Annotated in this window: 18 protein-coding genes; 13 read left to right on the top strand and 5 right to left on the bottom strand. The window is 66.1% G+C overall.

Annotated elements, in window-relative coordinates:
* Positions 1-284: 284 nt before the first annotated feature.
* Positions 285-1274, top strand: a complete 990-nt coding sequence (locus tag DCO49_RS07175; RefSeq protein ID WP_116863439.1) for a fumarylacetoacetate hydrolase family protein — start codon at positions 285-287, stop codon at positions 1272-1274.
* Positions 1275-1288: 14 nt separating this feature from the next.
* Positions 1289-1957: a maleylacetoacetate isomerase gene (gene maiA / locus DCO49_RS07170; RefSeq protein WP_116863441.1), complete on the top strand. Its 669-nt coding sequence runs from the start codon at positions 1289-1291 to the stop codon at positions 1955-1957.
* Positions 1958-1990: 33 nt separating this feature from the next.
* On the opposite strand, the gene DCO49_RS07165 is transcribed toward maiA, so the two are convergent.
* The 3 genes from DCO49_RS07165 to DCO49_RS07155 all read right to left on the bottom strand — a co-directional run bounded on the left by DCO49_RS07165 (position 1991) and on the right by DCO49_RS07155 (position 5994).
* A complete protein-coding gene (locus DCO49_RS07165) occupies positions 1991-3487 on the bottom strand; it encodes a UdgX family uracil-DNA binding protein (RefSeq protein ID WP_116863438.1) in 1497 nt (498 codons plus the stop codon).
* Entirely contained in the window at positions 3468-4751 is a 1284-nt protein-coding gene (locus tag DCO49_RS07160) for a putative DNA modification/repair radical SAM protein (RefSeq protein WP_116863437.1), read from the bottom strand. Before DCO49_RS07160 ends, DCO49_RS07165 begins: the two co-directional genes overlap by 20 nt.
* Positions 4752-4863: 112 nt before the next feature.
* Positions 4864-5994, bottom strand: coding sequence for a PilT/PilU family type 4a pilus ATPase (locus DCO49_RS07155; protein WP_116863436.1), 1131 nt, complete (start codon positions 5992-5994; stop codon positions 4864-4866).
* Between the two features lie 121 nt (positions 5995-6115).
* On the opposite strand from DCO49_RS07155, the gene DCO49_RS07150 reads away from it, so the two are divergent.
* The 11 genes from DCO49_RS07150 (at position 6116) to DCO49_RS07100 (ending at position 18581) form a co-directional block, all read left to right on the top strand.
* Entirely contained in the window at positions 6116-6481 is a 366-nt protein-coding gene (locus DCO49_RS07150) for a DUF4398 domain-containing protein (RefSeq protein WP_116863435.1), read from the top strand.
* The gene (locus DCO49_RS07145) at positions 6478-7362 is read left to right on the top strand and encodes an OmpA family protein (protein ID WP_116863434.1); all 885 of its coding nucleotides are present in this window, start codon (positions 6478-6480) and stop codon (positions 7360-7362) included. Before DCO49_RS07150 ends, DCO49_RS07145 begins: the two co-directional genes overlap by 4 nt.
* 324 nt (positions 7363-7686) lie before the next feature.
* Positions 7687-7923: a YdcH family protein gene (locus tag DCO49_RS07140; RefSeq protein WP_079220527.1), complete on the top strand. Its 237-nt coding sequence runs from the start codon at positions 7687-7689 to the stop codon at positions 7921-7923.
* A 330-nt stretch (positions 7924-8253) separates the two neighbouring features.
* A complete protein-coding gene (locus tag DCO49_RS07135; RefSeq protein ID WP_116863433.1) occupies positions 8254-9624 on the top strand; it encodes a pyridoxal-phosphate dependent enzyme in 1371 nt (456 codons plus the stop codon).
* 122 nt (positions 9625-9746) lie between these two features.
* Positions 9747-10931 (top strand): cystathionine gamma-synthase, encoded by a 1185-nt coding sequence (locus DCO49_RS07130; RefSeq protein ID WP_116863432.1) that lies wholly within the window; start codon positions 9747-9749, stop codon positions 10929-10931.
* A complete protein-coding gene (locus tag DCO49_RS07125; protein WP_116863431.1) occupies positions 10928-11758 on the top strand; it encodes an ABC transporter permease in 831 nt (276 codons plus the stop codon). Before DCO49_RS07130 ends, DCO49_RS07125 begins: the two co-directional genes overlap by 4 nt.
* Positions 11748-13106 carry an ABC transporter ATP-binding protein gene (locus DCO49_RS07120; RefSeq protein WP_116863430.1) on the top strand — a complete coding sequence of 453 codons (1359 nt, stop codon included), beginning with the start codon at positions 11748-11750 and terminating at the stop codon, positions 13104-13106. The genes DCO49_RS07125 and DCO49_RS07120 overlap by 11 nt, the downstream gene beginning before the upstream one ends.
* Entirely contained in the window at positions 13103-13684 is a 582-nt protein-coding gene (locus DCO49_RS20645) for a CatB-related O-acetyltransferase (protein WP_116863429.1), read from the top strand. The genes DCO49_RS07120 and DCO49_RS20645 overlap by 4 nt, the downstream gene beginning before the upstream one ends.
* A gap of 11 nt (positions 13685-13695) precedes the next feature.
* Complete coding sequence (locus DCO49_RS07110; RefSeq protein ID WP_116863428.1) at positions 13696-14754, top strand: class I SAM-dependent methyltransferase; 1059 nt, start codon at positions 13696-13698, stop codon at positions 14752-14754.
* 27 nt (positions 14755-14781) lie between these two features.
* Positions 14782-17532, top strand: coding sequence for a glycosyltransferase (locus DCO49_RS07105; RefSeq protein ID WP_116863427.1), 2751 nt, complete (start codon positions 14782-14784; stop codon positions 17530-17532).
* On the top strand, positions 17529-18581 hold the full coding sequence (locus tag DCO49_RS07100) for a hypothetical protein (protein ID WP_116863426.1): 1053 nt from the start codon (positions 17529-17531) through the stop codon (positions 18579-18581). The genes DCO49_RS07105 and DCO49_RS07100 overlap by 4 nt, the downstream gene beginning before the upstream one ends.
* Positions 18582-18622: 41 nt before the next feature.
* Here DCO49_RS07100 and DCO49_RS07095 read toward each other — a convergent pair whose 3' ends face one another.
* The gene (locus DCO49_RS07095) at positions 18623-20704 is read right to left on the bottom strand and encodes a hypothetical protein (RefSeq protein WP_116863425.1); all 2082 of its coding nucleotides are present in this window, start codon (positions 20702-20704) and stop codon (positions 18623-18625) included.
* Positions 20701-21834, bottom strand: a complete 1134-nt coding sequence (gene rffA / locus DCO49_RS07090; protein ID WP_116863424.1) for a dTDP-4-amino-4,6-dideoxygalactose transaminase — start codon at positions 21832-21834, stop codon at positions 20701-20703. Before rffA ends, DCO49_RS07095 begins: the two co-directional genes overlap by 4 nt.
* Between the last annotated feature and the right edge of the window lie 27 nt (positions 21835-21861).

Below are 21861 nucleotides of genomic sequence, written 5' to 3'. Positions count from 1 at the left end.
GCACTGCTTCGCAAACGCCCGAACGCACAGCCGCCAGCGGCTGGGCCGGACCCCGGAGGGGGGTTTACGGCGTGTCCTGCAAGCCCACACCGCCCCGCCCAACCAGCAAAAAACCAGAGCCGCTATGGCTTTTGACGTAGACGTGGCTTGAAGCAGGTGCAGGGCTGCAAGCCCTGCCGAACCCCCACTACGGTAGGGTGGGTCGATGCCGCGCTGCAGCTTGGCTACACCGCGCATTTGATTACACTTGAAACTTGTTTGCCCACGACTCCGGACACCCACCCATGAAGCTTGGTTCTTTGAAGGAAGGCGGCCGCGACGGCACCCTGATCGTCGTCTCGCGTGACCTGCGCCACGGCGTGCGCGCCACCGGCATTGCCGCCACCCTGCAGCAGGCCCTGGAGGACTGGAGCCACATCGCCCCGCGCCTGAACGCCCTGTACGAATCGCTGAACGCCGGCGACGCCGATGGCGTCTTCGACCTCGACCCGCAGGCGCTGGCCGCGCCGATGCCGCGTGCCTACGAATTCGTTGATGGCAGCGCCTACCTGCCGCACGTCGAGCGGGTGCGCCGCGCCCGTGGCGCCGAGGTGCCGGAAAGCTTCTACACCGATCCGCTGATGTACCAGGCCACCAGCGCCGGCTTCCATGGCCCGCGCGATGCGGTCAAGGTGGTCAGCGAGGAGTACGGCATCGACCTGGAAGCCGAGATCGTGGTCATCACCGACGACGTGCCGATGGCCGCCACCCCGGAACAGGCCGCTGGCCACATCCAGCTGGTCGGCCTGGTCAACGACGTCTCGCTGCGCAACCTGATCCCCGGCGAACTGGCCAAGGGCTTCGGTTTCCTGCAGTCCAAGCCGCGCTCGGCCTTGTCGCCGGTGTTCGTCACCCCCGATGAGCTGGGCACCGCCTGGGAGGACAGCAAGGTGCACCTGCCGCTGCTGACTCACATCAATGGCCAGTGGTTCGGTGCGCCGGAAGCCGGCGTGGACATGCAGTTCAACTTCGCCCAGCTGGTCGCGCATGCGGCCAAGACCCGTCCGCTGGGCGCCGGCACCATCGTCGGCTCGGGCACCATCGCCAACGAGGACACCAGCAAGGGCGCCTCCTGCTTCGCCGAGCAGCGCGTGGTGGAAACCCTGCGCGACGGCAAGCCGAGCACGCCGTTCATGTCCTTCGGTGACGTGGTGCGCATCGAGATGCTCGACGCCGCCGGCAACAGCATCTTCGGTGCGATCGAACAGCGCATCGAGCAGGCGGCCAGGCCCTGAGCATGGAGGCGGCGATGGACATCCTGGTTGACGACGGCCTCGTGCTGTACACCTACTGGCGATCCAGCGCCGCCTACCGCGTGCGCATCGGTCTGTTCCTGAAGGGCCTGGCCTGGGAGGGCCGGCCGGTGCACCTGGTGCGTGACGGTGGCGAGCAGCATGCCGACGCCTATGCCGCGCTCAACCCGCAGCAGCTGGTGCCGGCGCTGCTGCATGAGGGACACACGTTCACCCAGTCGCTGGCGATCCTCGAGTACCTCGACGAGCGCTTCCCGCAGGTGCCGCTGCTGCCGGCCGATGCGGTCGGCCGCGCGCGGGTGCGGGCACTGGCCCAGCTGGTGGCCTGCGACATCCATCCGATCAACAACCTGCGGGTGATGCAGTACCTCGAACGCAGCCTGCAAGCACCGGCCGACGCACGCACGCAGTGGACCCTGCACTGGATGGCCGATGGCTTTGCGGCGATGGAGTCGATGCTCGCGGGCAGTGCCGATACCGGCATCTTCTGCCACGGCGACCGCCCCGGCCTGGCCGACATCTGCCTGCTGCCGCAGCTGTACAACGCGCACCGCTTCGGTCTGGACCTGGCCCTGTACCCGACCCTGCGCCGCATCGAGGCCGCCTGCCTGGCACTGGACGCCTTCGACCGCGCCCGCCCGGAAAACCAGCCCGACGCAGGCTGACATGCCGCATCGCTCGCCGGGCGTGGCCCGGCGCTACCGGTCGGACGTCGGTGGCAGCGCCGGGCCATTCCCGGCGGATTCCGCGTCGTCCTCCCGCACACGGCGCAGGTCATCGCGGAACAGCCGGTAGGCCTCTTCGCGCCGTACGTCATCGCCCTGCCGCAGTACCCACGCCGGGTGCACGGTGGCGTAGCCGCGTGTGCCGTCTTCCAGCGTGTGCCAGCGCCCACGGTCGCGCGACAGCTGGAAACCCGCGCCGAACACCGACGCGGCGGCGGTGGCGCCCAGGCAGACGATGAGCTGCGGCCGCACCCGCGCGATCTCGCCCAGCAGCCACGGTTGGCAGGCGCGCACATGGCGGCTTTCCGGCCGCTTGTGCAGGCGGACCTTGCCGCGCCGTTCGTGGTGGAAATGCTTGACCGCATTGGTCAGGTACAGCGTGGCGCGGTCGATGCCGAGTTCGGCCAGGGCACGGTCCAGCAGCTGGCCGGCCGGCCCGGCAAAGGGCCGGCCACACAGGTCCTCGGTATCGCCGGGTTGCTCGCCGATCACCATCACCCGCGCATCGGCCGGGCCCTGGCCAAACACCACTTGGGTGGCCGGCTCCCACAGCGGGCACTGCCGGCAGCCAGCGGCCTGTGCGCGCAGCGCCTCCAGGCTGTCGGCGGCGGAGGCGGACGGTGCCAGCGACGGCCGCTGCGGAATCTTCCGCTGCGGTGCCTGCGCGGGCCGGTCGTGCATTTCCTGCACGCGATCGGCCGCATCGCGCACCAGCCCCGGCAGCAGCTGCGCTTCGGGCAGGTGGCGCCAGTACCGCGCCGGCATCTCCTGCAGCATCATCCGGGTGTTCAAGCGGGCGGGATTGAAGATGCTGGCGTAGTAGGTCTGCCACAGCGATTCGCGCGCATCCTCGGCCGGGGCATCTTCGCGATGGGCGCCGGGCCCGAAGGCCAGCGCCTCGCCATCCCAGTACGCGCTGCGGCCGGGGGTGAGGATGGCCCAGCGCATGCCGGCGAAGCGGCGCGCGAAGAACGGCGCGACGCGCTCGACGATGTGGTGGTCCGGCTCGAACCACGCAATGAAGGCATCGGTCTGCCCGGGCACTTCGCGGAAGCGCACGAAGGCCTTCATTTTGTGGGTGTCGCGGCGCACCGCCTGGGCCAGTGCCATTGCCCGCAGCACGTCCGCATCGGCCGGGTTGGACAGCACGCTGCGCTCGCCGTGGGCGATGCGCCACAGCAGCCGGTACAGCAGGGCCAGGCGCTGCGGCTCGCGATGGCACAGGCAGGTCGCGGCCAGCCCCATGAAATCGCGCGGCACGCTGGGCGCGCTGGCGTCGGCGGGCAGGGGAGCCCCCTGCACCGATGGCGCATCCAGCAGCGAGGCGTCGCTGCCTTCCAGCCAGTCAAGCTGCGCCGGTGCCACGCCACGCAGCAGCGCCTCGCGCGCGGCATCGCGCCAGGCCTCCAGCGACCACGGTGGGTCCACCCGCAGCGACCAGCGCTGCGCGTCAGGCGGCGGGCGGTGCATCAAACAGCGAGCCCTGTCGCGGCGGCGGCGCCAGCTGCGCGCGCAGCGCCGCCGGATCATCCAGCGCCTTGCGCGGATGGTGGTCGGCCAGCAGCACGAACGGCAGCAGCTTGCTCATCGGGGCCTTCAACCGGGCCACGTCGGCCACCCGCAGGCGGCCGTGCCGGCGCGCCATCATCACCCGCTTCACGTTACGCACGCCGAGCCCGGGCACACGCAGCAGCAGCTCCTTCGGCGCGCGGTTCAGATCCACCGGGAAGCGCTCGGGATGGCGGATCGCCCAGGCCATCTTCGGGTCGATGTCCAGGTCCAGCATGCCGTCCTGGGCGGTACCGGTGATCTCCTCCACACCGTAACCGTAGAAGCGCAGCAGCCAGTCGGCCTGGTACAGGCGATGCTCGCGCTGCAGCGGGGGCGGCTGCAGCGGCAGCTGGCGGCTGGCATCGGGAATGGGGCTGAAGGCCGAGTAATACACCCGGCGCATGCGGTAGTTGCCGTACAGCGCGTCGGCACTGGCCAGGATCTGCTGGTCATTGGCCCCGTCGGCGCCGACGATCATCTGCGTGCTCTGCCCGGCCGGGGCGAAGCGCGGCGGGCGAGGGCGCGCGCTACGGGTGGCCGTTGGCGCGACCGCGGCCGGCGCCTTGCGTGCTTCCTTGGCTTCCTCGATGCGCCAGCGCAGTTCGCCCATCGCGCCGCGGATCGAGTGCACGGTCTTTTCCGGCGCCAGCGCACTCAGCCCGGCCTCGGTCGGCAGTTCGACGTTGATCGACAGGCGGTCGGCGTAGCGACCGGCGCTGGCCAGCAGCTCGGGCGACGCCTCAGGAATGGTCTTGAGGTGGATGTAGCCGGCATAGCGGTGTTCCTCGCGCAGCTGCCGCGCCACTTCCACCATCTGTTCCATGGTGTAGTCGGCATTGCGGATGATGCCGCTGGAAAGGAACAGGCCCTCGATGTAGTTGCGCTTGTAGAAATCCAGGGTCAACGCAACCACTTCGTCCACGCTGAAACGCGCGCGCGGCACGTTGCTGGAGACGCGGTTCACGCAGTAGGCGCAGTCGTAGACGCAGAAGTTGGTCAGCAGGATCTTCAGCAGGGACACGCAGCGGCCATCCGGCGTGTAGCTGTGGCAGATGCCCATGCCTTCGGTACTGCCGATGCCGCCGCTGGCGCGCGAGTCGCGCTTGCCCGCGCCGCTGGAGGCGCAGGAGGCGTCGTACTTCGCGGCGTCGGCGAGGATGGCCAGCTTACGGATCGTTTCCATTGAGGAAACCTACGTACAGACGGTCTCATTGGATGAGACGGCCCCTGAATTCTTCAGGATTCCGCCGGGCATGGCCCGGCGCTACCGGTAGCTCCGTCCCTTTTTTTGCAGCTCAGAAGCCGTGGGTGATGCTGGCCTGGGTGGGCGAGGAGAAATCCGCGTACGGATCGTGCTCGCCGCTGCCACCTTCGGACAGGCGGAACTTCAGGGCCAGGCCGTCGCGCGAGTCGGCCGCGCGCAGCGCTTCCTCCTGCTCGATCACCCCGGCCTTGGCCAGGCGGAACAGGCACTGGTCGAAGCTTTCCATGCCTTCTTCCAGCGACGACTCCATCGCCGCCTTGATCTCGTGCACCTGGCCGCGGCGCAGCAGGTCGCGGATCATCGGCGTGTTGATCAGCACTTCGGTGGCCGGCAGGCGGCGGCCCTCCTTGTTCTTCACCAGGCGCTGGCTGATCACCGCACGCAGGTTCAGCGCCAGGTTCATCAGCACGTTCTTGTGCGCGCTTTCCGGAAAGAAGTTGAGGATGCGTTCGATGGTCTGGTCGGCGTTGTTGGAGTGCAGGGTGGCCAGGCACAGGTGGCCGGTCTCGGCGAAGGCAATGGCCGCCTCCATCGTCTCGGCATCCAGGATCTCGCCGATCAGGATCACGTCCGGTGCTTCACGCATCGCGTTCTTCAACGCGTTGTGGAAGGCATGGGTGTCCAGGCCGACCTCACGCTGGTTGACGATCGACATCTTGTGCTTGTGCAGGTACTCGATCGGGTCCTCGATGGTGAGGATGTGCCCGGTGGTCGTACTGTTGCGGTGGTCGATCATCGACGCCAGCGAGGTGGACTTGCCCGAGCCGGTGGACCCCACCACCAGCACCAGCCCACGCGGGGTCATGATGACGTCCTTCAGCACCTGCGGCAGGTTGAGCTCTTCGATGCTCGGAATCCGGCTGCGGATGGCGCGGATGACCATGCCGACCTCGCCCCGCTGCTTGAACACATTGACACGGAAGCGCCCGGCATCGGCCAGGGCGATGGCCATGTTGAGTTCCAGCTCGCGCTCGAACTGGGGCACCTGGCCCTCGTCCATCAGCGAATAGGCGATTTTCTTGACCATGCCCGGCGGCAGCCCGGTGTTGCCGAGCGGGTACAGCTTGCCCTCGATCTTGATGTAGACCGGCGCACCGGTGGTCAAGAACATGTCCGAAGCGTTCTTTTCGGTCATCAGCTTCAGGAAGTAGCCGATATCCATTGCGAATTTTCCCCAACGAAACTGCCGGCGCCCGTTGCAAGCACGGTGTCGGCTTGACGACAATGGCCGTGAACCGACAACCGGTACGGCCTCCCCAATGAAACGACTTAGCTTCGCACGAATGCGCCACAGCCTGTATGTGATGGCGTTTGCATTCGCACTCTCTGCTCCCGTCTGGGCGCAGGATGGCGCACAGGAACTGGCCCAAGCCCGGCAGGCGGTGGACAAGGCCACCCAGGCCGACGCCGACCAGTACGCCCCGGACCTGATCGGCCTGGCCCGCCAGGGCCTGGAGCAGGCCCAGCGCTCCGCCGGCGACCGCCGTGAGCGCAAGAATGCCCCGGCACTGGCCCTGCGCGCCGCTGCCGACGCTGACCTGGCCCGTGCCCGCAGCGAGGAAGCCACCGCCACGGCCCAGCTGCAGCTGCGCCGCAACGAGGTCAACCAGCTGCAGCGCCAGCTGTCGACCGGGGAGGACCGCCGATGAAGTCGATCTCCGCCCTGGCCCTGGCCTCCGCGCTGGCCCTGCCGGCCCTGGCTGTCGCCGCCGACAACCCGATGGTCGGCCAGCTGAGCCAGCGCCTGATGAACATCCAGGCCAATCCCGACACTGCTGAGCTGGCCGCCTTCGAGCGCATGCAGGCCCAGCAGGCCATCGCCACCCTGGACAAGGCCAAGCGCCGCGACCAGGAACTGGCCACCTACCTGGCCGAGCGCCGGGTCGAGATTGCCGAGACCAGCGTGCGCGCCGCCCTGGCCGCCCGCGAGGTCGACCGCCTGGACCGCACCCGCAGCGACCTGCTGATCGAAGCCAGCCGCCGCGACGCCGCCCGCGCGCGCCAGGAAGCCGAACAGCTGCGCATGCAGGCGCAGATGCAGGCCGAGGAGGCCGAACGCCTGCGCCAGGCCGCCGAAGCCGAGACCTTGGCCCGCCAGGACGCCGAGAACGCCCTGACCAGCGTGGCTGGCAAGCAGCAGCAGCGCCTCAGCTCGGCCCAGCAGAACGCCGCCAAGCTGGCGCGCGAGGAAGCCGAGCTGGTGTCCGGGCAGAAGCTGCCGGGCTCGAAGTTCGATGCTCGCGGCGAGGTGTTCACCCTCGGCGGCGACGCCTTCGGTGCCGGTGCGGCCAGCCTGTCCGGCGGTGCGAAGAACCAAGCCAAGGCCCTGGCCGAGTACCTGAACATCGGCAAGAAGGGCCGGGTCCGCATCGAGGCCTACGACAGCGCCAATGGCGTCGGCCAGAAGCGTGCCGAAGCCCTGCGTGATGCGCTGGTCTCAGCCGGTGTCGCCAGCAGCCGGATCCAGGTCAGCGGCAAGAAGGCAGCCTCTACCAAGGCGCGCTCGGCCGAGGTCATCGTCGCCCCGTAATTGCTTGAATTTGTTTGTTTTTCGTTGCATTGAGCATTCAGCCTGAACCCCGCCCCGGCGGGGTTCGGTCTTTTTGTCGCGGGGGTCTTGTACCCGGCCCGGAGCAGGCGTAGGGTCAATCGTCCGGGACGCAATGCCGCGGACCGGTTGATGGGAGGGCCGGGCCGATGAAAGCAGGGCGCGAACCGCAGCAGACCGACGTGCGCAGGCCAGTGCCGCAGGTCGTTGTGGGCACCCATGTGGCAATCGACCGGCGCTCCTCCATGAACAACGCCCCGTGCCTTGCGGCCGGGGCGTTCGTGTATCTGTCGAAGGAGGTCCATCATGTTTGAAGATCAGCCCCAGAGCGAGATCGACGCCCGTCGCGCGCGTGATCCGGAGTTCCGGGCACTCCATGACCAGCACCGCAAGCTGAACAAGAAGTGCATGGACGCGGAGTTGGGTGTGCTCCCGATCGATGATGTCACCCTGGGTCGCATGAAGCGCGAGAAGCTGCTGGCCAAGCAACGCCTTCTGCGTATGTACGAAACACCGCTCGCAACGACGTCCCCCACGCACTGACGCTCCGGTCGCGCCGGGAACGGCGTGACCCGGCCAACGATGGCCCCGCGGTTGCCGGCAACGGCGGCCGCGCCAAGGCACCACAGGCGGTGGTGCCTTGGCGCGCAGGCAACGGCCTGCACCCGTGCATACCCTCAGTCCACCGATGCGGGCGGTACTGGTCTCCTCGTCGATCCGGGGCCGTCCGCATCCCCTTGGGCAGCCCGCCGAGCGCTCATTGCCCCGGTAGGTGCCGACCATTGGTCGGCACGCTCACGGCTCCTGACATTCGCAGCCATCCGGCGGATAATCATCTGTCCGGCCCAGCGTGGCGCGAAGCGAAGTTTCCGAATGCCCATTCATTCCTCCGTCCTCGAACTCATCGGCCAGACCCCCATCGTCAAGGCCCAGCGCCTGGATACCGGTGTCTGCGAGCTCTACCTGAAGCTCGAGAACGCCAACCCGGGCGGATCGATCAAGGACCGCATCGGTCTGTCGATGATCGAAGCAGCGGAACAGCGCGGCGACCTCAAGCCCGGCGCGACCCTGGTCGAAGGCACCGCCGGCAACACTGGCCTGGGCCTGGCACTGGTGGCGCAGCAGAAGGGCTACAAGCTGATCCTGGTCGTGCCCGACAAGATGAGCCGCGAAAAGATCTTCAACCTGAAGGCGATGGGCGCCGAAGTGCGCCTGACCCGTTCGGATGTGGCCAAGGGCCATCCGGAGTACTACCAGGACCTGGCCAAGACCATCGCCGACCAGACCCCGGGCGCGTACTTCATCAACCAGTTCGGCAACCCGGACAACCCGGCGGCGCACGAATTCGGCACCGGCCCGGAAATCCTCGAGCAGATGGGCGGTGACCTCGACGCCATCGTGTTCGGCTGTGGCAGCTCGGGCACCATGACCGGCCTGTCGCGCGCCTTCGCCACGCTGTCGCCGAAGACCGAGCTGGTGCTGGCCGATCCGGTCGGCTCGATCCTGGCCGAGTACATCAACGACGGCAACCTGAACGACAAGTCGGGCAGCTGGCTGGTGGAAGGCATCGGCGAGGACTTCCTGCCGTCGATCTCCGACTTCAGCCGCGTCAAGAAGGCATATGCCATCACCGATGCCGAGAGCTTCCACACCGCCCGCGAGCTGCTGGCGAAGGAAGGCATACTTGGCGGTTCGTCCACCGGCACCCTGCTGGCAGCGGCCCTGAAGTACTGCAAGGAACAGATCACGCCGAAGAAGGTGCTGGTGCTGGTGTGCGACACCGGCAACAAGTACCTGTCGAAGATGTACAACGACTACTGGATGCTGGACAACGGCTTCCTGGAACGCCCGCAGCACGGCGACCTGCGCGACCTGATTCTGCGCCCCTACGGCCAGCGCGACACTGTCGTGATCGGCCCGAACGACCTGCTGACCACCGCCTACCAGCGCATGAAGCTGTATGACGTGTCGCAGCTGCCGGTGATGGACGGCGACCAGCTGGTCGGCATCGTCGATGAAAGCGACGTGCTGCTGCATGTCTATGGTGACGAGGCCCGCTTCCGCGATCCGGTCGCCACGGCCATGGTCAGCAAGCTGGACCGCTTGGACGTGAAGTCGCCGATCGAGGCCCTGCTGCCGGTGTTCGACCGCGGCCAAGTGGCCATCGTGATGGATGGCGGCACCTTCCTCGGCCTGATCACCCGCATCGATTTGCTTAACTATCTGCGCCGCCGCGTGCAGTAACGCGACGATCCGCGGAATTCGCGCATTCATATTGGTCTATCCGCGTCAAAATCCGTTAAGGCGGCGCTGATAGACTCCCGATCCTTTGACGGCGCCGTCACCGGCGCCCTGCAGGAAACGACATGTCCAACCCTTCTTCGCCCGACCGCGCGCTGGCCCTGGCCACGTTGGCCATCCATGGCGGCCAGTCGCCGGATCCGAGCACCGGCGCGGTGATGCCGCCGATCTACGCGACTTCGACCTATGCGCAGTCCAGTCCGGGCGAGCACCAGGGCTTCGAGTACTCGCGTACGCATAACCCGACCCGCTTCGCCTATGAGCGCTGCGTGGCCTCACTGGAAGGCGGTACCCGTGGCTTCGCCTTTGCTTCGGGCATGGCGGCGACCTCCACCGTGATCGAGCTGCTGGACGCCGGCAGCCACGTGGTGGCGATGGACGACATCTACGGTGGCAGCTTCCGCCTGTTCGAGCGCGTGCGCCGCCGCACCGCCGGCCTGGATTTCAGCTTTGTCGACTTGACCGACCTGTCGGCCTTCGAAGCGGCGATCACGCCAAACACGAAGATGGTCTGGATCGAGACCCCGACCAACCCGATGCTGAAGATCGTGGACATCGCCGCGGTGGCCGCCATCGCCAAGCGGCATGGCCTGATCGTGGTGGTCGACAACACCTTCGCCTCGCCGATGCTGCAGCGGCCGCTGGAGCTGGGCGCGGACCTGGTGCTGCACTCGGCCACCAAGTACCTCAATGGTCACTCGGACATGGTCGGCGGCATGGTCGTGGCCGGCGACAACGCCGAACTGGTCGAGCAGATGGCCTTCCTGCAGAACTCGGTGGGTGGCGTGCAGGGCCCGTTCGACAGCTTCCTCGCCCTGCGCGGTCTGAAGACCCTGCCGCTGCGCATGAAGGCGCACTGCGCCAACGCGCTGGCCCTGGCCCAGTGGCTGGACAAGCACCCGGCGGTGGAGAAGGTGATCTACCCGGGCCTGCCTTCGCACCCGCAGCATGAGCTGGCTACCCGCCAGATGAACGGCTACGGCGGCATCGTCTCGATCGTGCTCAAGGGCGGTTTTGAAGCGGCCAAGCGCTTCTGCGAGAAGACCGAACTGTTCACCCTGGCCGAATCGCTGGGCGGCGTGGAAAGCCTGGTCAACCATCCGGCGGTGATGACCCATGCCTCGATCCCGGTGGAGCGTCGAGAGCAGCTGGGCATCAGTGATGCGCTGGTGCGGCTGAGCGTGGGTGTGGAAGACTTGGGTGACCTGCAGCTCGATCTGGAAAAGGCGCTGGCGGGCGCTGCCGAATGAGCGGCATCCACGCCGAGTTCGGCAGTTCGCCGGGTGCGCTTGTCCGCAGCCTGGTCTCCAATCGCATGCTGATCTGGCAGCTGACCCAGCGTGAGGTCATCAGCCGGTATCGAGGGTCGGTCTTCGGGCTGGCGTGGTCCTTCTTCAATCCGCTGTTGATGCTGGCGGTCTACACCTTCGTTTTTTCGGTGGTGTTCAAGGCGCGCTGGGGCCTGGAAACCAGCAGCCATGGTGATTTCGCCGTCATCCTGTTCGTCGGCATCATCGTCCACGGCGTGTTCGCCGAGTGCATCAACCGTGCACCGGGCCTGATACTCAACAGTGCCAGCTACGTGAAGCGCGTCGTGTTCCCGCTGGAGACCCTGCCGTGGGTCGCGATGGGCGCCACCCTGTTCCATTCGATGGTTTCGGTGCTGGTACTGCTGATCGCCCAGCTGCTCCTGCGCGGCTCGATCCCGCTGACCGCAGTGTGGTTGCCGGTGGTGATCTTCCCTCTGGTGGTCGGCACCATGGGCGTGTCCTGGCTGCTGGCGGCACTGGGTGTCTACCTGCGTGACATCGGCCAAGTCACCGGCATCGTCACCACGGTGATGCTGTTCATGGCACCGGTACTGTATCCGGTGCAGGCCCTGCCGGAGAAGCTGCGGCCGTACATCTATCTCAACCCGCTCACGTTCATCATCGAACAGGCGCGTGAGGTCCTGCTGTGGGGTCATGCCCCGGACTTCATCGGGCTGGGCAAGTACGCAGTGGGGGCCGCGCTTGTCGCGTGGTTCGGTTTCGCGACGTTCCAGAAAATGCGCCGGGGGTTTGCCGATGTCCTCTGATCCCTCCAGCGATGTCGCCATCCGGGTCAGCGGCGTCACCAAGTGCTTCCAGATCTATGACCAGCCGCACCAGCGGCTGAAGCAGGCCGTGCTGCCGCGCCTGCGTCGTGCCGCGGGCCTGGCGCCGCGGCGCTACTACGACGAGTTCTGGGCGCTGAAGGGCGTCGACTTCGAAGTGAGGCGCGGCGACACGGTCGGCATCATCGGCCGCAACGGGTCGGGCAAGTCGACGCTGCTGCAGATCATCTGCGGCACCCTGCAGGCCACCTCCGGAACGGTCGAGGTCAAGGGGCGCGTGGCGGCCCTGCTGGAACTCGGCGCGGGGTTCAACCCGGAATTCAGCGGGCGCGAGAATGTCTACCTGAGCGCCTCGATCCTCGGCCTGACCCGCGAGCAGATCGACGCCCGTTTCGACGACATCATCGCCTTCGCCGACATCGGCAACTTCGTCGACCGGCCGGTGAAGACCTACTCCAGCGGCATGTACGTGCGACTGGCGTTCGCGGTCATCGCGCACGTCGATGCGGACATCCTGGTGATCGACGAAGCGTTGGCCGTGGGCGATGCGATCTTCGTGCAGAAGTGCATGCGCTTCCTGCGCAAGTTCCGCGAAACCGGCACGCTGCTGTTCGTCAGCCATGACACCTCCTCGGTGCTCAACTTCTGCCAGAGCGCGGTGTGGCTCAACCGTGGCGACATGGTCATGCACGGCACTGCCGAGGACACCTGCAACGCCTACATCGAGTACTGCTCGCAGGAGGTATACGGCGACACGGTGAAGCTGACCTCGCGCCAGGCATCGCGTGAGGCGGCGCCGGCCAAGCCGCGGTCCAAGGCCCAGGTGGAGCAGGACACGCGCCTGGAAATGTTCGACAACGTCGCCAATTCGGCTGGCTGGCAGTCCGGTGTCGCCAGCATCGATTCGGTGCTGCTCAGCGATCCGCAGGGCGAAACCCTCAGCTCGTTCGCCGGTGGCGAGGATGTGCTGCTGCGTGTGCGCGCCACTGCACACCAGGCGCTGTCCAGTCCGTTGATCGGTTTCTTCGTGAAGGACCGGCTGGGCCAGTCGCTGTTCGGCGAGCACACCTTCACCTACATCCAACCGCCGATGCAGGTCGAGGCCGGTACGACGCTTGAGGCCAGTTTCCGCTTCACGTTGCCGATGCTGCCCAACGGCGATTACTCGATGACCGTTTCCATTGCCGACGGTGATCCGTTCGCCAACACCCAGCATGCGTGGCTGCATGACGCGGTGCTGATCAAGGTCGCCTCGCCCAAGCTGCGTTATGGCCTGGTGGGCATCCCCTTCGATGAGGTCACCATGAAGCGGGTGGGAGGAGCGGAATGAACCATGGCTTCATTCCGCCGCTGACCACCGACGACCCGCGTGTCAGCATCGGTCGCTTCACCTACGGCGGTGCCACCTTCAAGCTGTGGAGCGCCGGCGAGCGCATCGAAGTGGGCGCGTTCTGTTCCTTCGCCGAAGACGTGCTGATCTTCGGTGGCGGCGAGCATCGCATGGATTGGGTCACCACCCATCCGTTGCGCATTGCGTTCAATTCGCCGGGTGCGGGCCAGGACGGGCATCCGCACAGCAAGGGCGTGACCCGCATCGGCAACGATGTGTGGATCGGCCATGGCGCGTTGGTTCTCTCCGGAGTGACCGTGGGCCACGGCGCCTGCATCGGCGCCGGTGCCGTGGTCAGCAGGGACGTCCCGCCCTACGCCATCGTCGCGGGCAACCCTGGCCGTGTCGTGCGCATGCGCTTCAGCGAAGCGCAGATCGAGCAGCTGCTGCACATCGCCTGGTGGAACTGGCCGGTGGAGCGGATAAAGCAGTTTGAATCGCTGCTGTGCAGCCCCAGCATCGATGCATTCATTACGGCCGCGCTGGCCGACCCGGACGCTGCGGCGTCGTTCACGTGATAGAGACTGAGATGATCGATTTCCCGTTGTCGCCGAACATGCTGATGATGCCCCGCAAGCTGCCGCACAGCGCTTGGCTTGGGCACATTCCGTTCGCCAGCTGGCTGGTGGAAGTGGTGCGGCCGAAGAGCATCGTGGAGCTGGGTACGCACAACGGTGCCTCGTTCCTGGCGTTCTGCCAGGCGGTGGAAGCCCAGCAGGTCAGTGCGCGCGTGTTCGCTGTGGATACCTGGGAAGGCGACGAGCATGCCGGTTTCTACAGCAATGAAATCTACGCCGAGCTTCGCGACTACCAGCAGCGCCATTACGCCGGCATTTCCGAAATGATGCGGATGCGCTTCGACCAGGCGCTGGAGTACTTCGCGGATGGATCGGTCGACATCCTGCACGTTGATGGCCTGCACACTTACGAAGCCGTCCGCGAAGACTTCGAGACGTGGCGCAGCAAGCTGTCGGCGCGCGCGGTCGTGTTGTTCCACGACAGCTGCGTGCGCGAGCGCGGGTTTGGCGTGTGGCAGTACTGGAGCGAGATTTCCTCGCAGTTCCCGTCCTTCGAATTCACCCACACCCATGGGCTGGGCGTGCTGCTGGTGGGCGAGGATCAGCCGCAGGCACTGCTGCAGTTTGCAGAGGCTGCGCGTGATGGCCAGTTCGCGACCATCAACCAGTTCTTCGATGCACTGGGTCGCAACATCAAGAACGTGGAAGAGATCGAGCGGGTGAACCAGGGGCTGACCGCCGCCCATGGCGAGATCGGGCGTCTCAACGGGGAGGTCGGGCGGCTCAACGCCGAGGAAGCGCGCCTGCGCGCACTGCTGGAGAAGAACAGTGACGTCACCGAGGAGCACTATGCGGTGGTCGAGTCGCAGCTGCCGAACCTGGCCCAAGGCCTGTCACTGCTGGAGCGTCGCGTCATCGAAGGGATGAGCGACACGCGCCAGGCACTGGATCATTCCCGTGAAGTCTCGGTGGCCAATGTGGTGGCGTCGGTGATCCCGCGCCTGGACGAGCAGGACCGGAAGCTGAATCTCCTCGTGCGCCCGTGGTGGCGCCGTGCCCTTGGCCGCTGAGCAAACAGGAACCCGCAAGGCACCTACATGTCCATCGACAAGACTCTACTCAAGCGTGGCCTCAAGCGGGTGGCGGCCAAGGTGCTGTCCATCAACTGGTTCGCACCGGTTCCCGATCGCCTGAAGCTGCTGGTTGCCCGCCGGGCGGGGGTCTGTGACTGGCACTGGTACGCGCGCTTCATCCTGCGTTCGCCCGGGGCGGCTGCCGAAGGCCCCAGCCACTTCCTGTCCTTTGGCAGTGCCGAAGGCAAGTCACCGAGCCCGCTGTTCGACCCGGCCTGGTACTGCGCGCGTTTCGGCCTCAAAGCGTCCCCGCTTGATGCCCTGATGCAGTACCTGTGCATCGGCGAGCGCCTCGGCCTGGCGCCCAGCCCGTGGTTCGATCCGCGCTACTGCCGGCGCACCGCACCGTCGTCCAGCGGCGTGCGGCCGGTGCTCGGCCAGTACCTGGTGGATTACCGCAACTCGGGAACGCCACACCCGTTGTTCGACCAGGAGTGGTACCTCAACCAGTATCCGGACGTGCGCGACAGCGGTGCCAATCCGCTGCTGCATTTCCTCTACGACGGCATTCCCGAAGGGCGCCTGCCCAATCCGTACTTCGCGCCGGCGTGGTATCTGGAAACCTATCCGGACGTGGCAGGCAACGACCCGTTCGCACATTTCTTCGCGCATGGCGCGGCGGAAGGACGCAGCCCGGGGCCCGAATTCAACGCGCGGCAGTATCTGGACCAGAATCCGGATGTTGCGCTGACCGGCATGAACGCGCTGGCGCACTACCTGGCGGTGGGCCGCCGTGGTGGTCGCGAGCTGGGCAAGCGCCCCTTCTCGCTTGCCGATCTTGCCGCGCCCGTGGCGCCTGCCGACGCGCCGCGCCAGGTCGGCGTGGTCGACATCGTCCTGCCGGTCTACCGCGGCCTGGAAGAGACGCGGAACTGCATCGATTCGGTGCTGCGCTCGCACAACCGCAGCCGTACCCGGCTGCACATCTACAACGACTGCTCGCCCGAGCCGGAAGTGACCGCCTACCTGCGTGAGCTGGCCAGCCGCGAGCCGTCGGTACGCCTGGCCGAGAACCCGCAGAACCTGGGCTTCGTGCTGACCGTCAATGCCGGCATGGCGCACGCCCTGCAGCAGGCTGACAGCATCGGTGCCCTGCTGCTCAACAGTGACACGATCGTGACCGGTGACTGGGTCGACCGCATGGTTGCCCACCTGGGGCCCAATGTCGGCTCGGTCACGGCGCTGTCCAACAACGCCACGATCTGCAGCTATCCCCAGCTGGGCGCGAACGCCCTGCCCGAGGGGATGGATGCGTCGGCACTGGACCACCTGACCCGCCGCATCAATGCCGGTGTGGCCGTGGACGTTCCCACCGGCGTCGGCTTCTGCATGCTGATCTCCCGCGCCGCGCTGGAAAAGGCCGGCCTGTTCGATGCCGAGGCCTTCGGCAAGGGCTACGGCGAGGAGAACGACTTCTGCATGCGCTCGGGGCGCCTCGGTTTCCGCCATCGCCTGGCCATGGACGTGTTCGTCGAACACGTGGGTGAAGTGAGCTTCGCCGACGACAGCAAGCCCGGCAAGATCATCGCGCAGAAGATCATCGACGAGCGCTACCCGGACTACGGTTCGCAGGTTGCCCGGTTCTGTTCGATGGATCCGGGCTTCTCGGCGCGCGTGCGGCTGACCCTGGAGGTCTGGAAGGCGAGGGCGCGTCCGGTCTCCGTGCTGTTGACCCACACCTGGGGCGGAGGCACCGAGCGTGCCGTGCAGGCCATGCGTGCCTCGCTGGCCGAGGCCGGCGAAGTGGTGATCGTACGGCCGATGGAGGACAACAACGGGGCGGGGCTGGTCAACGTCAGCCATGCATCGGACTTCGATGGCTTCGAGTTCCTGTTCCGCTACCGCACGCCCGATGAGCTGGCCGCGATGCTGCAGGCACTGGGCACCGGGACGCTGCAGATCCACCATCTGGTCGGGTTCGGCCCGTCGGTGCGTCGTGCGGTGGCGCTGACCGGGCTTCCCTACAGCTTCCACGTGCATGACAACTATGCGATCTGCCCGCAGATCACCCTGACCGACGCGACCGGCAACTACTGCGGCGAGCCCGGTGAGAGCGGCTGTGACAGCTGCATCGCCCAGCGCCCGTCCAACGGCGCGGCGGACATCCGCAACTGGCGCGCCAACAACCAGTGGCCGCTGCTGGGCGCGCAGGCCGTGTTCGCACCGAGCCAGGATGCGGCGCAGCGCATGCAGCGCTACACCGGCATTCCCGTGCAGACCGTCTACCACGAGTCCAGCATCGACACGAATCCGGGGCGGCTTGGGCGTGGCGCGCGACCCTACCGCGTGCTGCTGCTGGGGGTGATGGCCGCGCACAAGGGCCTGAACCACCTGCTGGCCATTGCCGAGGAAGCGCGACGTGTGCGTGCACCGCTGGCGTTCCACCTGATCGGCTATCCGCAGACGGACATGTCCAGGAACCCTGGATTCAGCTGGAGCGGTCCCTATGCGGAGCAGGACCTGGATGAGCTGATCGAGGCGCATGATCCCGATGCGTTCCTGTTTCTTTCCCAGGCCCCGGAAACCTATTCCTACACCCTGTCGCACGCCCTGCGCGATGGCCGGCCGATTGCCGCCAACCGCCTCGGTGCCTTCACCGAGCGGCTGGAAGGTGTTCCCAATGCATTGATGCTGGCCCATGACGCGACTGCGGCCGACGCGGTGCAGGCGCTGGTGACATGGCTGGAAGGTCTGTACGAAAAGGAAACCGCATGAAACAGCGATTCGGCACGGATCTGCGTCCTGCGCTGCGCTCGCAGTACGCCCAGCGGATTGCGGTGATCCCCGAGCGCTACGGCACGGTGATGTCGCCGTGCGCGAGCATCCGCCTGCACGCGTTCACCGAGCGCTTCGCTGCCGATGTCCGCTACCTGATGCCCGAGGAGATCGCTGCGTTCAAACCGCACGCCATCCTGTGGAACCGGGGCGCGATCCAGGACGCCGAACGGATCGAGCAGATGGCCGTACTGGCCAGAAGGATCGGCGCGCGGCTGATCTATGACATCGACGACAACCTGTTGGCGATGGATGAGCACCCGGAGCGCGATGCATACGCAAAGCTGATCAGCGCCGTGCGTGCGTCGATCGACGTGGCTGATGAGGTCTGGTGCTCGACGGAGATTCTGGCATCGGAAATCCGGTCTGCCGGGGGTAACGCCGTTTTCATGCCAAACATTCTGGACCCGGACCTGTGGGGTGCCCCGCGCACGCCACTACAACCAACCCCGAAGTTGAAACTGGTGTACATGGGTACGAGGACCCACGACGAGGACTACGCATTCCTGCAACGGGTGCTGGGTCGTCTGCAGGCATCGCGCCCTGGAAGTTTTTCGTTGACCCTGATCGGGGTGAATGCAGCGTCGGTAGCACTGCCTGACTGGGTCGATGTGCATTCGCCGCCAGCGCATGTAGGAGCATCCTATCCTGCGTTCGTGCGCTGGTTCGTCGGCCAGGGCCCCTTTGACCTTGGCCTGGCACCGCTGATGGCCACTACGTTCAACCGGGCAAAGAGCGGCATCAAGGTGCTTGATTACGCGGCGATCGGCGTGCCTACGCTTGCGTCAAACGTCCCTGCCTACAGTGCCGGGGCAGCCAATGACTGCTTGCTGGTCGAGAACGACGAAGCGGCATGGCTGGATGTCCTGCAGCAGGTGGTCGACAGCAGGGCCATCCTGGAGCCGATCCGGCAACGTATCCAGCATTGCGTTGGTGAAGGGCCTTTTGCCAAGGCCGTTGAACAGCGCTGGTTGCGCATCACTGCCTGACGTGACGCCACCTGCGGGATATCCGCAGGTAGCGCCTTGGATCAAGGCGTCAGGTTCGGCAATGCGATCCACAGGAACGAACAGGCGCCCAGTACCACGGCTGCAGCCACGGCATGATGTGCCAGCCGCTCGAGCTGCGAGCCTGGTCGCAGGTGTGAGAGTTGGGCGCCGAGCAGTACACAGATGCCGAGCACGTACCTGCCTTGGGCCTGGAAATCATAGGTCCAGCTGTGCAGCAGGGACGCGCCCAGCAGGCTGACCGCCGCGCCGACAGCCAGCACGAGCTGGCTGCGTCCCAGCTGCAGCGGCTGCGACGTTGCCGCAGTGCATAGCGCCAGAAGCACCAGCAGCGTAGTCAGACCCCAGATCGCCTGGTAATAGGCCAGTGGAGCGTAGTACTGCATGTAGCCGTAGACGCCGAACAGGCTCTTGGCCGTGCCCACCTGCCATAGCAGGGGGGGCCGGAGCATCTGCGGGAGCGAATAGCCCTGTTCATACAAGCGAAGGCCGGGGGACGGTGCCGCGTCGCCGGGTTTGAATCCGGGAGCTGCATGGACTTCACGTAGATGATCGACCAGCTCCGCCTTCTGCGAGCCACTTCCATTGCGCAGGACATCCACCGCGATCCATGGAGCTGCCAACGCCAGGGCCAGCGCAAACAGCGCGCCGAGGCGGCAGGCAGGCGCCAGCATCCGGCTGCGGACAAGTCTCCAGCCGTCGTAAGCCAGGATCATCATTGAAGCGGCGGACAGGAGGGCCAGGAGCCAGCCGAGTGCGTAAGCCTGATGAAGTGCGTGTCCTGCGGCCGCCCACAGGATTCCCGACGTGCAGACGATCGCGATGGCAAGCGACGAGCGGACCGGTAGGCGCAATCCAGCTGATGCCAGCGCGGTGGCGATGAAGACCGCGATTGGCCAATAGTTCCGCTTGGAGATGATAAGCAGGCCCAGGCACAGCGCGAACAGCAGGGCGTGCACGATCACCACCCGCTCGGCGTGGCGCTCACCCAGCAGGTAGCTGCGCAGCGGACTCTCGCGTGTCAACGCAATGCCTGCAGCAAGGCTTGCGGCGGCCAGAGGCAGCGCATCGCCGTTCATGTACGAAAAGACATACCACGCCTGCGGCGTGACCAGGACCGGTACAAGGGTGAACGGAGAGAGACGCAGCAGGAAAACGGCTGCGATCAGCAACAGCAATATCGATGCCTGGTAGAGCCTGAAGCCCTGACGTTCGGTCAGGCCAGCCTTCGCTGCGACGTTGCTCGCTTTGCCTGCGAACAAGTACGTTACGTTCCATTCGGCAAGATAGCTGACGCCGTAGGGACTCGCCTGGTACGAGGGCAGCATCTCCGGCGAATCAAGCGCCGGCGGCAGCCAATGAGTGCTGAAATATCGTGCCCCCGCCTCATGCAGGTCCTCGTCAGGGCTGACCGAGGGGGAGAGGGTGGCAAACCCTGCCAGCGCGAGCACCAGCGATGCGCAGATCAGTGACGGCCATGCATAGCCACCGGTATGAGCCATCTGCAGGCCCATCGCGATCGCAAGACAGAGGCCGAGGCCGACCCAGGCCAGCCGCGCAAGTCGATGCTGCAGGCGGGATGCATTCTCCGCAGGCGTGGGAAGTGCCACCACCAGTTGCGGGTCGCCAGCACCTGGCAGCAACTGGTAGCGCCCATCCTGGCCTGACGCTTCGATGGGAACGAGCTCGTTCAGATGGGTGGGGACAAGCGAAGTCGCAGCCGAGGGCATTGAGCCCTCGATCCGCACATCGCGTACAGCGACGGTCGACGCGCTGGTGGGGGGATCCAGGCGAAGCGTGAAGGTACGTCCCGGGGGGAGCTGCAGCTGCAGATGCGAGCTGCCTGCGGGCAGCTCCCGCGTCACTGACCCGGCCTCGGAGAAACCATTGCCCTGGTCGAAGAACACCTGCAATGACCCGGCAGCCGGCAATTCCACGTTCAGCGTGAGCTCGGCACTGCTGTACTGGCGGGAGCCCGCCAGCACGACCAGCAACGCGGCGACGACCAGAACGATCAGTTGGCCTCTACGGAACCGCGCCAACCCCTGCCACCAGCTGGAACACTGATGGAGCAATCCGGCGGCAGGCTGGGCGGCGCCCGTCATTCCGCCATGCCCAGGACCTCGTCGGCGGCCGCGAAGATCGCATCGAGATGATCCTCGACGCCGATCCACAACGGCATGCGGACCAGCCGCTCACTGAGCTCGTTGGTGTTGCGCAGATCGCCGTGTGTACGCCCTGCCTGCAGTCCAGCCGGGGCGGAATGCAGCGGGATGTAATGGAACACGGTCTGCACGCCGCGGGCCTTCATTTCGGTTATGAATCGCGTGCGGGCATCGAGGTCCGGGAGCAGCATGTAGAACATGTGCGCATTGTGCTGGCAGTCGTCCGGCACAATCGGCCGACGCAGGCGGCCGGCGGCCTCATGCGGTGCCGCCCACTGCTGATACCGCTCCCAGATTGCCAGTCGACGCGCGGTGATCTGGTCTGCTTCCTCTATCTGCGCGCAGAGGAACGCTGCGGTGATCTCACCGGGAAGGAACGATGAGCCAACATCGACCCAGGTGTACTTATCAACCTGCCCGCGGAAGAAGCGGCTGCGATTTGTACCCTTCTCGCGCAGGATCTCGGCGCGCTCGCCAAACTCGGCGTCACGGCAGAGAAGGGCGCCGCCTTCCCCCGAGATGATGTTCTTGGTCTCATGGAAGCTGAAGGCACCCAGCTCTCCGATGGTGCCCAGCGGGCGCCCCTTGTAGCTGGACATGATGGCCTGGGCAGCATCTTCGACAAGCGCCAGCCCATGACGTGCAGCGATGTCGACCAGGGTATCCATCTCACATGCGACGCCCGCGTAGTGGACTGCGCAGATGGCCCGGGTGCGTGGGGTGATCGCTGCTTCGACCAGGCGTTCATCCAGGTTCAACGTGTCTTTACGGATGTCGACGAACACCGGGACCGCGCCACGCAGAACAAACGCGTTGGCGGTGGAAACGAAGGTGTAGGACGGCATGATCACTTCGTCGCCGGGCTGCAGGTCGAGCAGCAATGCCGACATCTCCAGGGCTGCCGTGCAGCTGTGGGTTAGAAGGGCACGCTGGGCACCCGTGCGCCGCTCCAGCCAGACGTGGCTGCGTTTGGTGAATTGACCATCGCCGGACAGATGACCGTTGGCGTGTGCTTGCGCGATGTGCCAGAGCTCGCGCCCCGTCATGAAGGGCTTGTTAAAGGGAATCAAAAGAGTGCCTCGCAGCGGGCGTTGGAG

It is taken from the genome of Stenotrophomonas sp. SPM, from assembly GCF_003105135.1.
Lineage (GTDB): Bacteria > Pseudomonadota > Gammaproteobacteria > Xanthomonadales > Xanthomonadaceae > Stenotrophomonas.
This window is presented reverse-complemented; position numbering and strand designations above follow the sequence as displayed.

Bases quoted from the DNA above. Each gene is read 5' to 3' on its own strand.
- DCO49_RS07155 (WP_116863436.1), bottom strand. From the start codon at position 5,994: ATGGATATCGGCTACTTCCTGAAGCTGATGACCGAAAAGAACGCTTCG.
- DCO49_RS07110 (WP_116863428.1), top strand. From the start codon at position 13,696: ATGATCGATTTCCCGTTGTCGCCGAACATGCTGATGATGCCCCGCAAG.
- DCO49_RS07160 (WP_116863437.1), bottom strand. From the start codon at position 4,751: ATGGAAACGATCCGTAAGCTGGCCATCCTCGCCGACGCCGCGAAGTAC.
- DCO49_RS07100 (WP_116863426.1), top strand. From the start codon at position 17,529: ATGAAACAGCGATTCGGCACGGATCTGCGTCCTGCGCTGCGCTCGCAG.
- DCO49_RS07150 (WP_116863435.1), top strand. From the start codon at position 6,116: ATGCGCCACAGCCTGTATGTGATGGCGTTTGCATTCGCACTCTCTGCT.
- DCO49_RS07130 (WP_116863432.1), top strand. From the start codon at position 9,747: ATGTCCAACCCTTCTTCGCCCGACCGCGCGCTGGCCCTGGCCACGTTG.
- maiA (WP_116863441.1), top strand. From the start codon at position 1,289: ATGGACATCCTGGTTGACGACGGCCTCGTGCTGTACACCTACTGGCGA.
- DCO49_RS07105 (WP_116863427.1), top strand. From the start codon at position 14,782: ATGTCCATCGACAAGACTCTACTCAAGCGTGGCCTCAAGCGGGTGGCG.
- DCO49_RS07135 (WP_116863433.1), top strand. From the start codon at position 8,254: ATGCCCATTCATTCCTCCGTCCTCGAACTCATCGGCCAGACCCCCATC.
- DCO49_RS20645 (WP_116863429.1), top strand. From the start codon at position 13,103: ATGAACCATGGCTTCATTCCGCCGCTGACCACCGACGACCCGCGTGTC.
- DCO49_RS07125 (WP_116863431.1), top strand. From the start codon at position 10,928: ATGAGCGGCATCCACGCCGAGTTCGGCAGTTCGCCGGGTGCGCTTGTC.
- DCO49_RS07175 (WP_116863439.1), top strand. From the start codon at position 285: ATGAAGCTTGGTTCTTTGAAGGAAGGCGGCCGCGACGGCACCCTGATC.
- DCO49_RS07095 (WP_116863425.1), bottom strand. From the start codon at position 20,704: ATGACGGGCGCCGCCCAGCCTGCCGCCGGATTGCTCCATCAGTGTTCC.
- DCO49_RS07140 (WP_079220527.1), top strand. From the start codon at position 7,687: ATGTTTGAAGATCAGCCCCAGAGCGAGATCGACGCCCGTCGCGCGCGT.
- DCO49_RS07145 (WP_116863434.1), top strand. From the start codon at position 6,478: ATGAAGTCGATCTCCGCCCTGGCCCTGGCCTCCGCGCTGGCCCTGCCG.
- DCO49_RS07165 (WP_116863438.1), bottom strand. From the start codon at position 3,487: ATGCACCGCCCGCCGCCTGACGCGCAGCGCTGGTCGCTGCGGGTGGAC.
- DCO49_RS07120 (WP_116863430.1), top strand. From the start codon at position 11,748: ATGTCCTCTGATCCCTCCAGCGATGTCGCCATCCGGGTCAGCGGCGTC.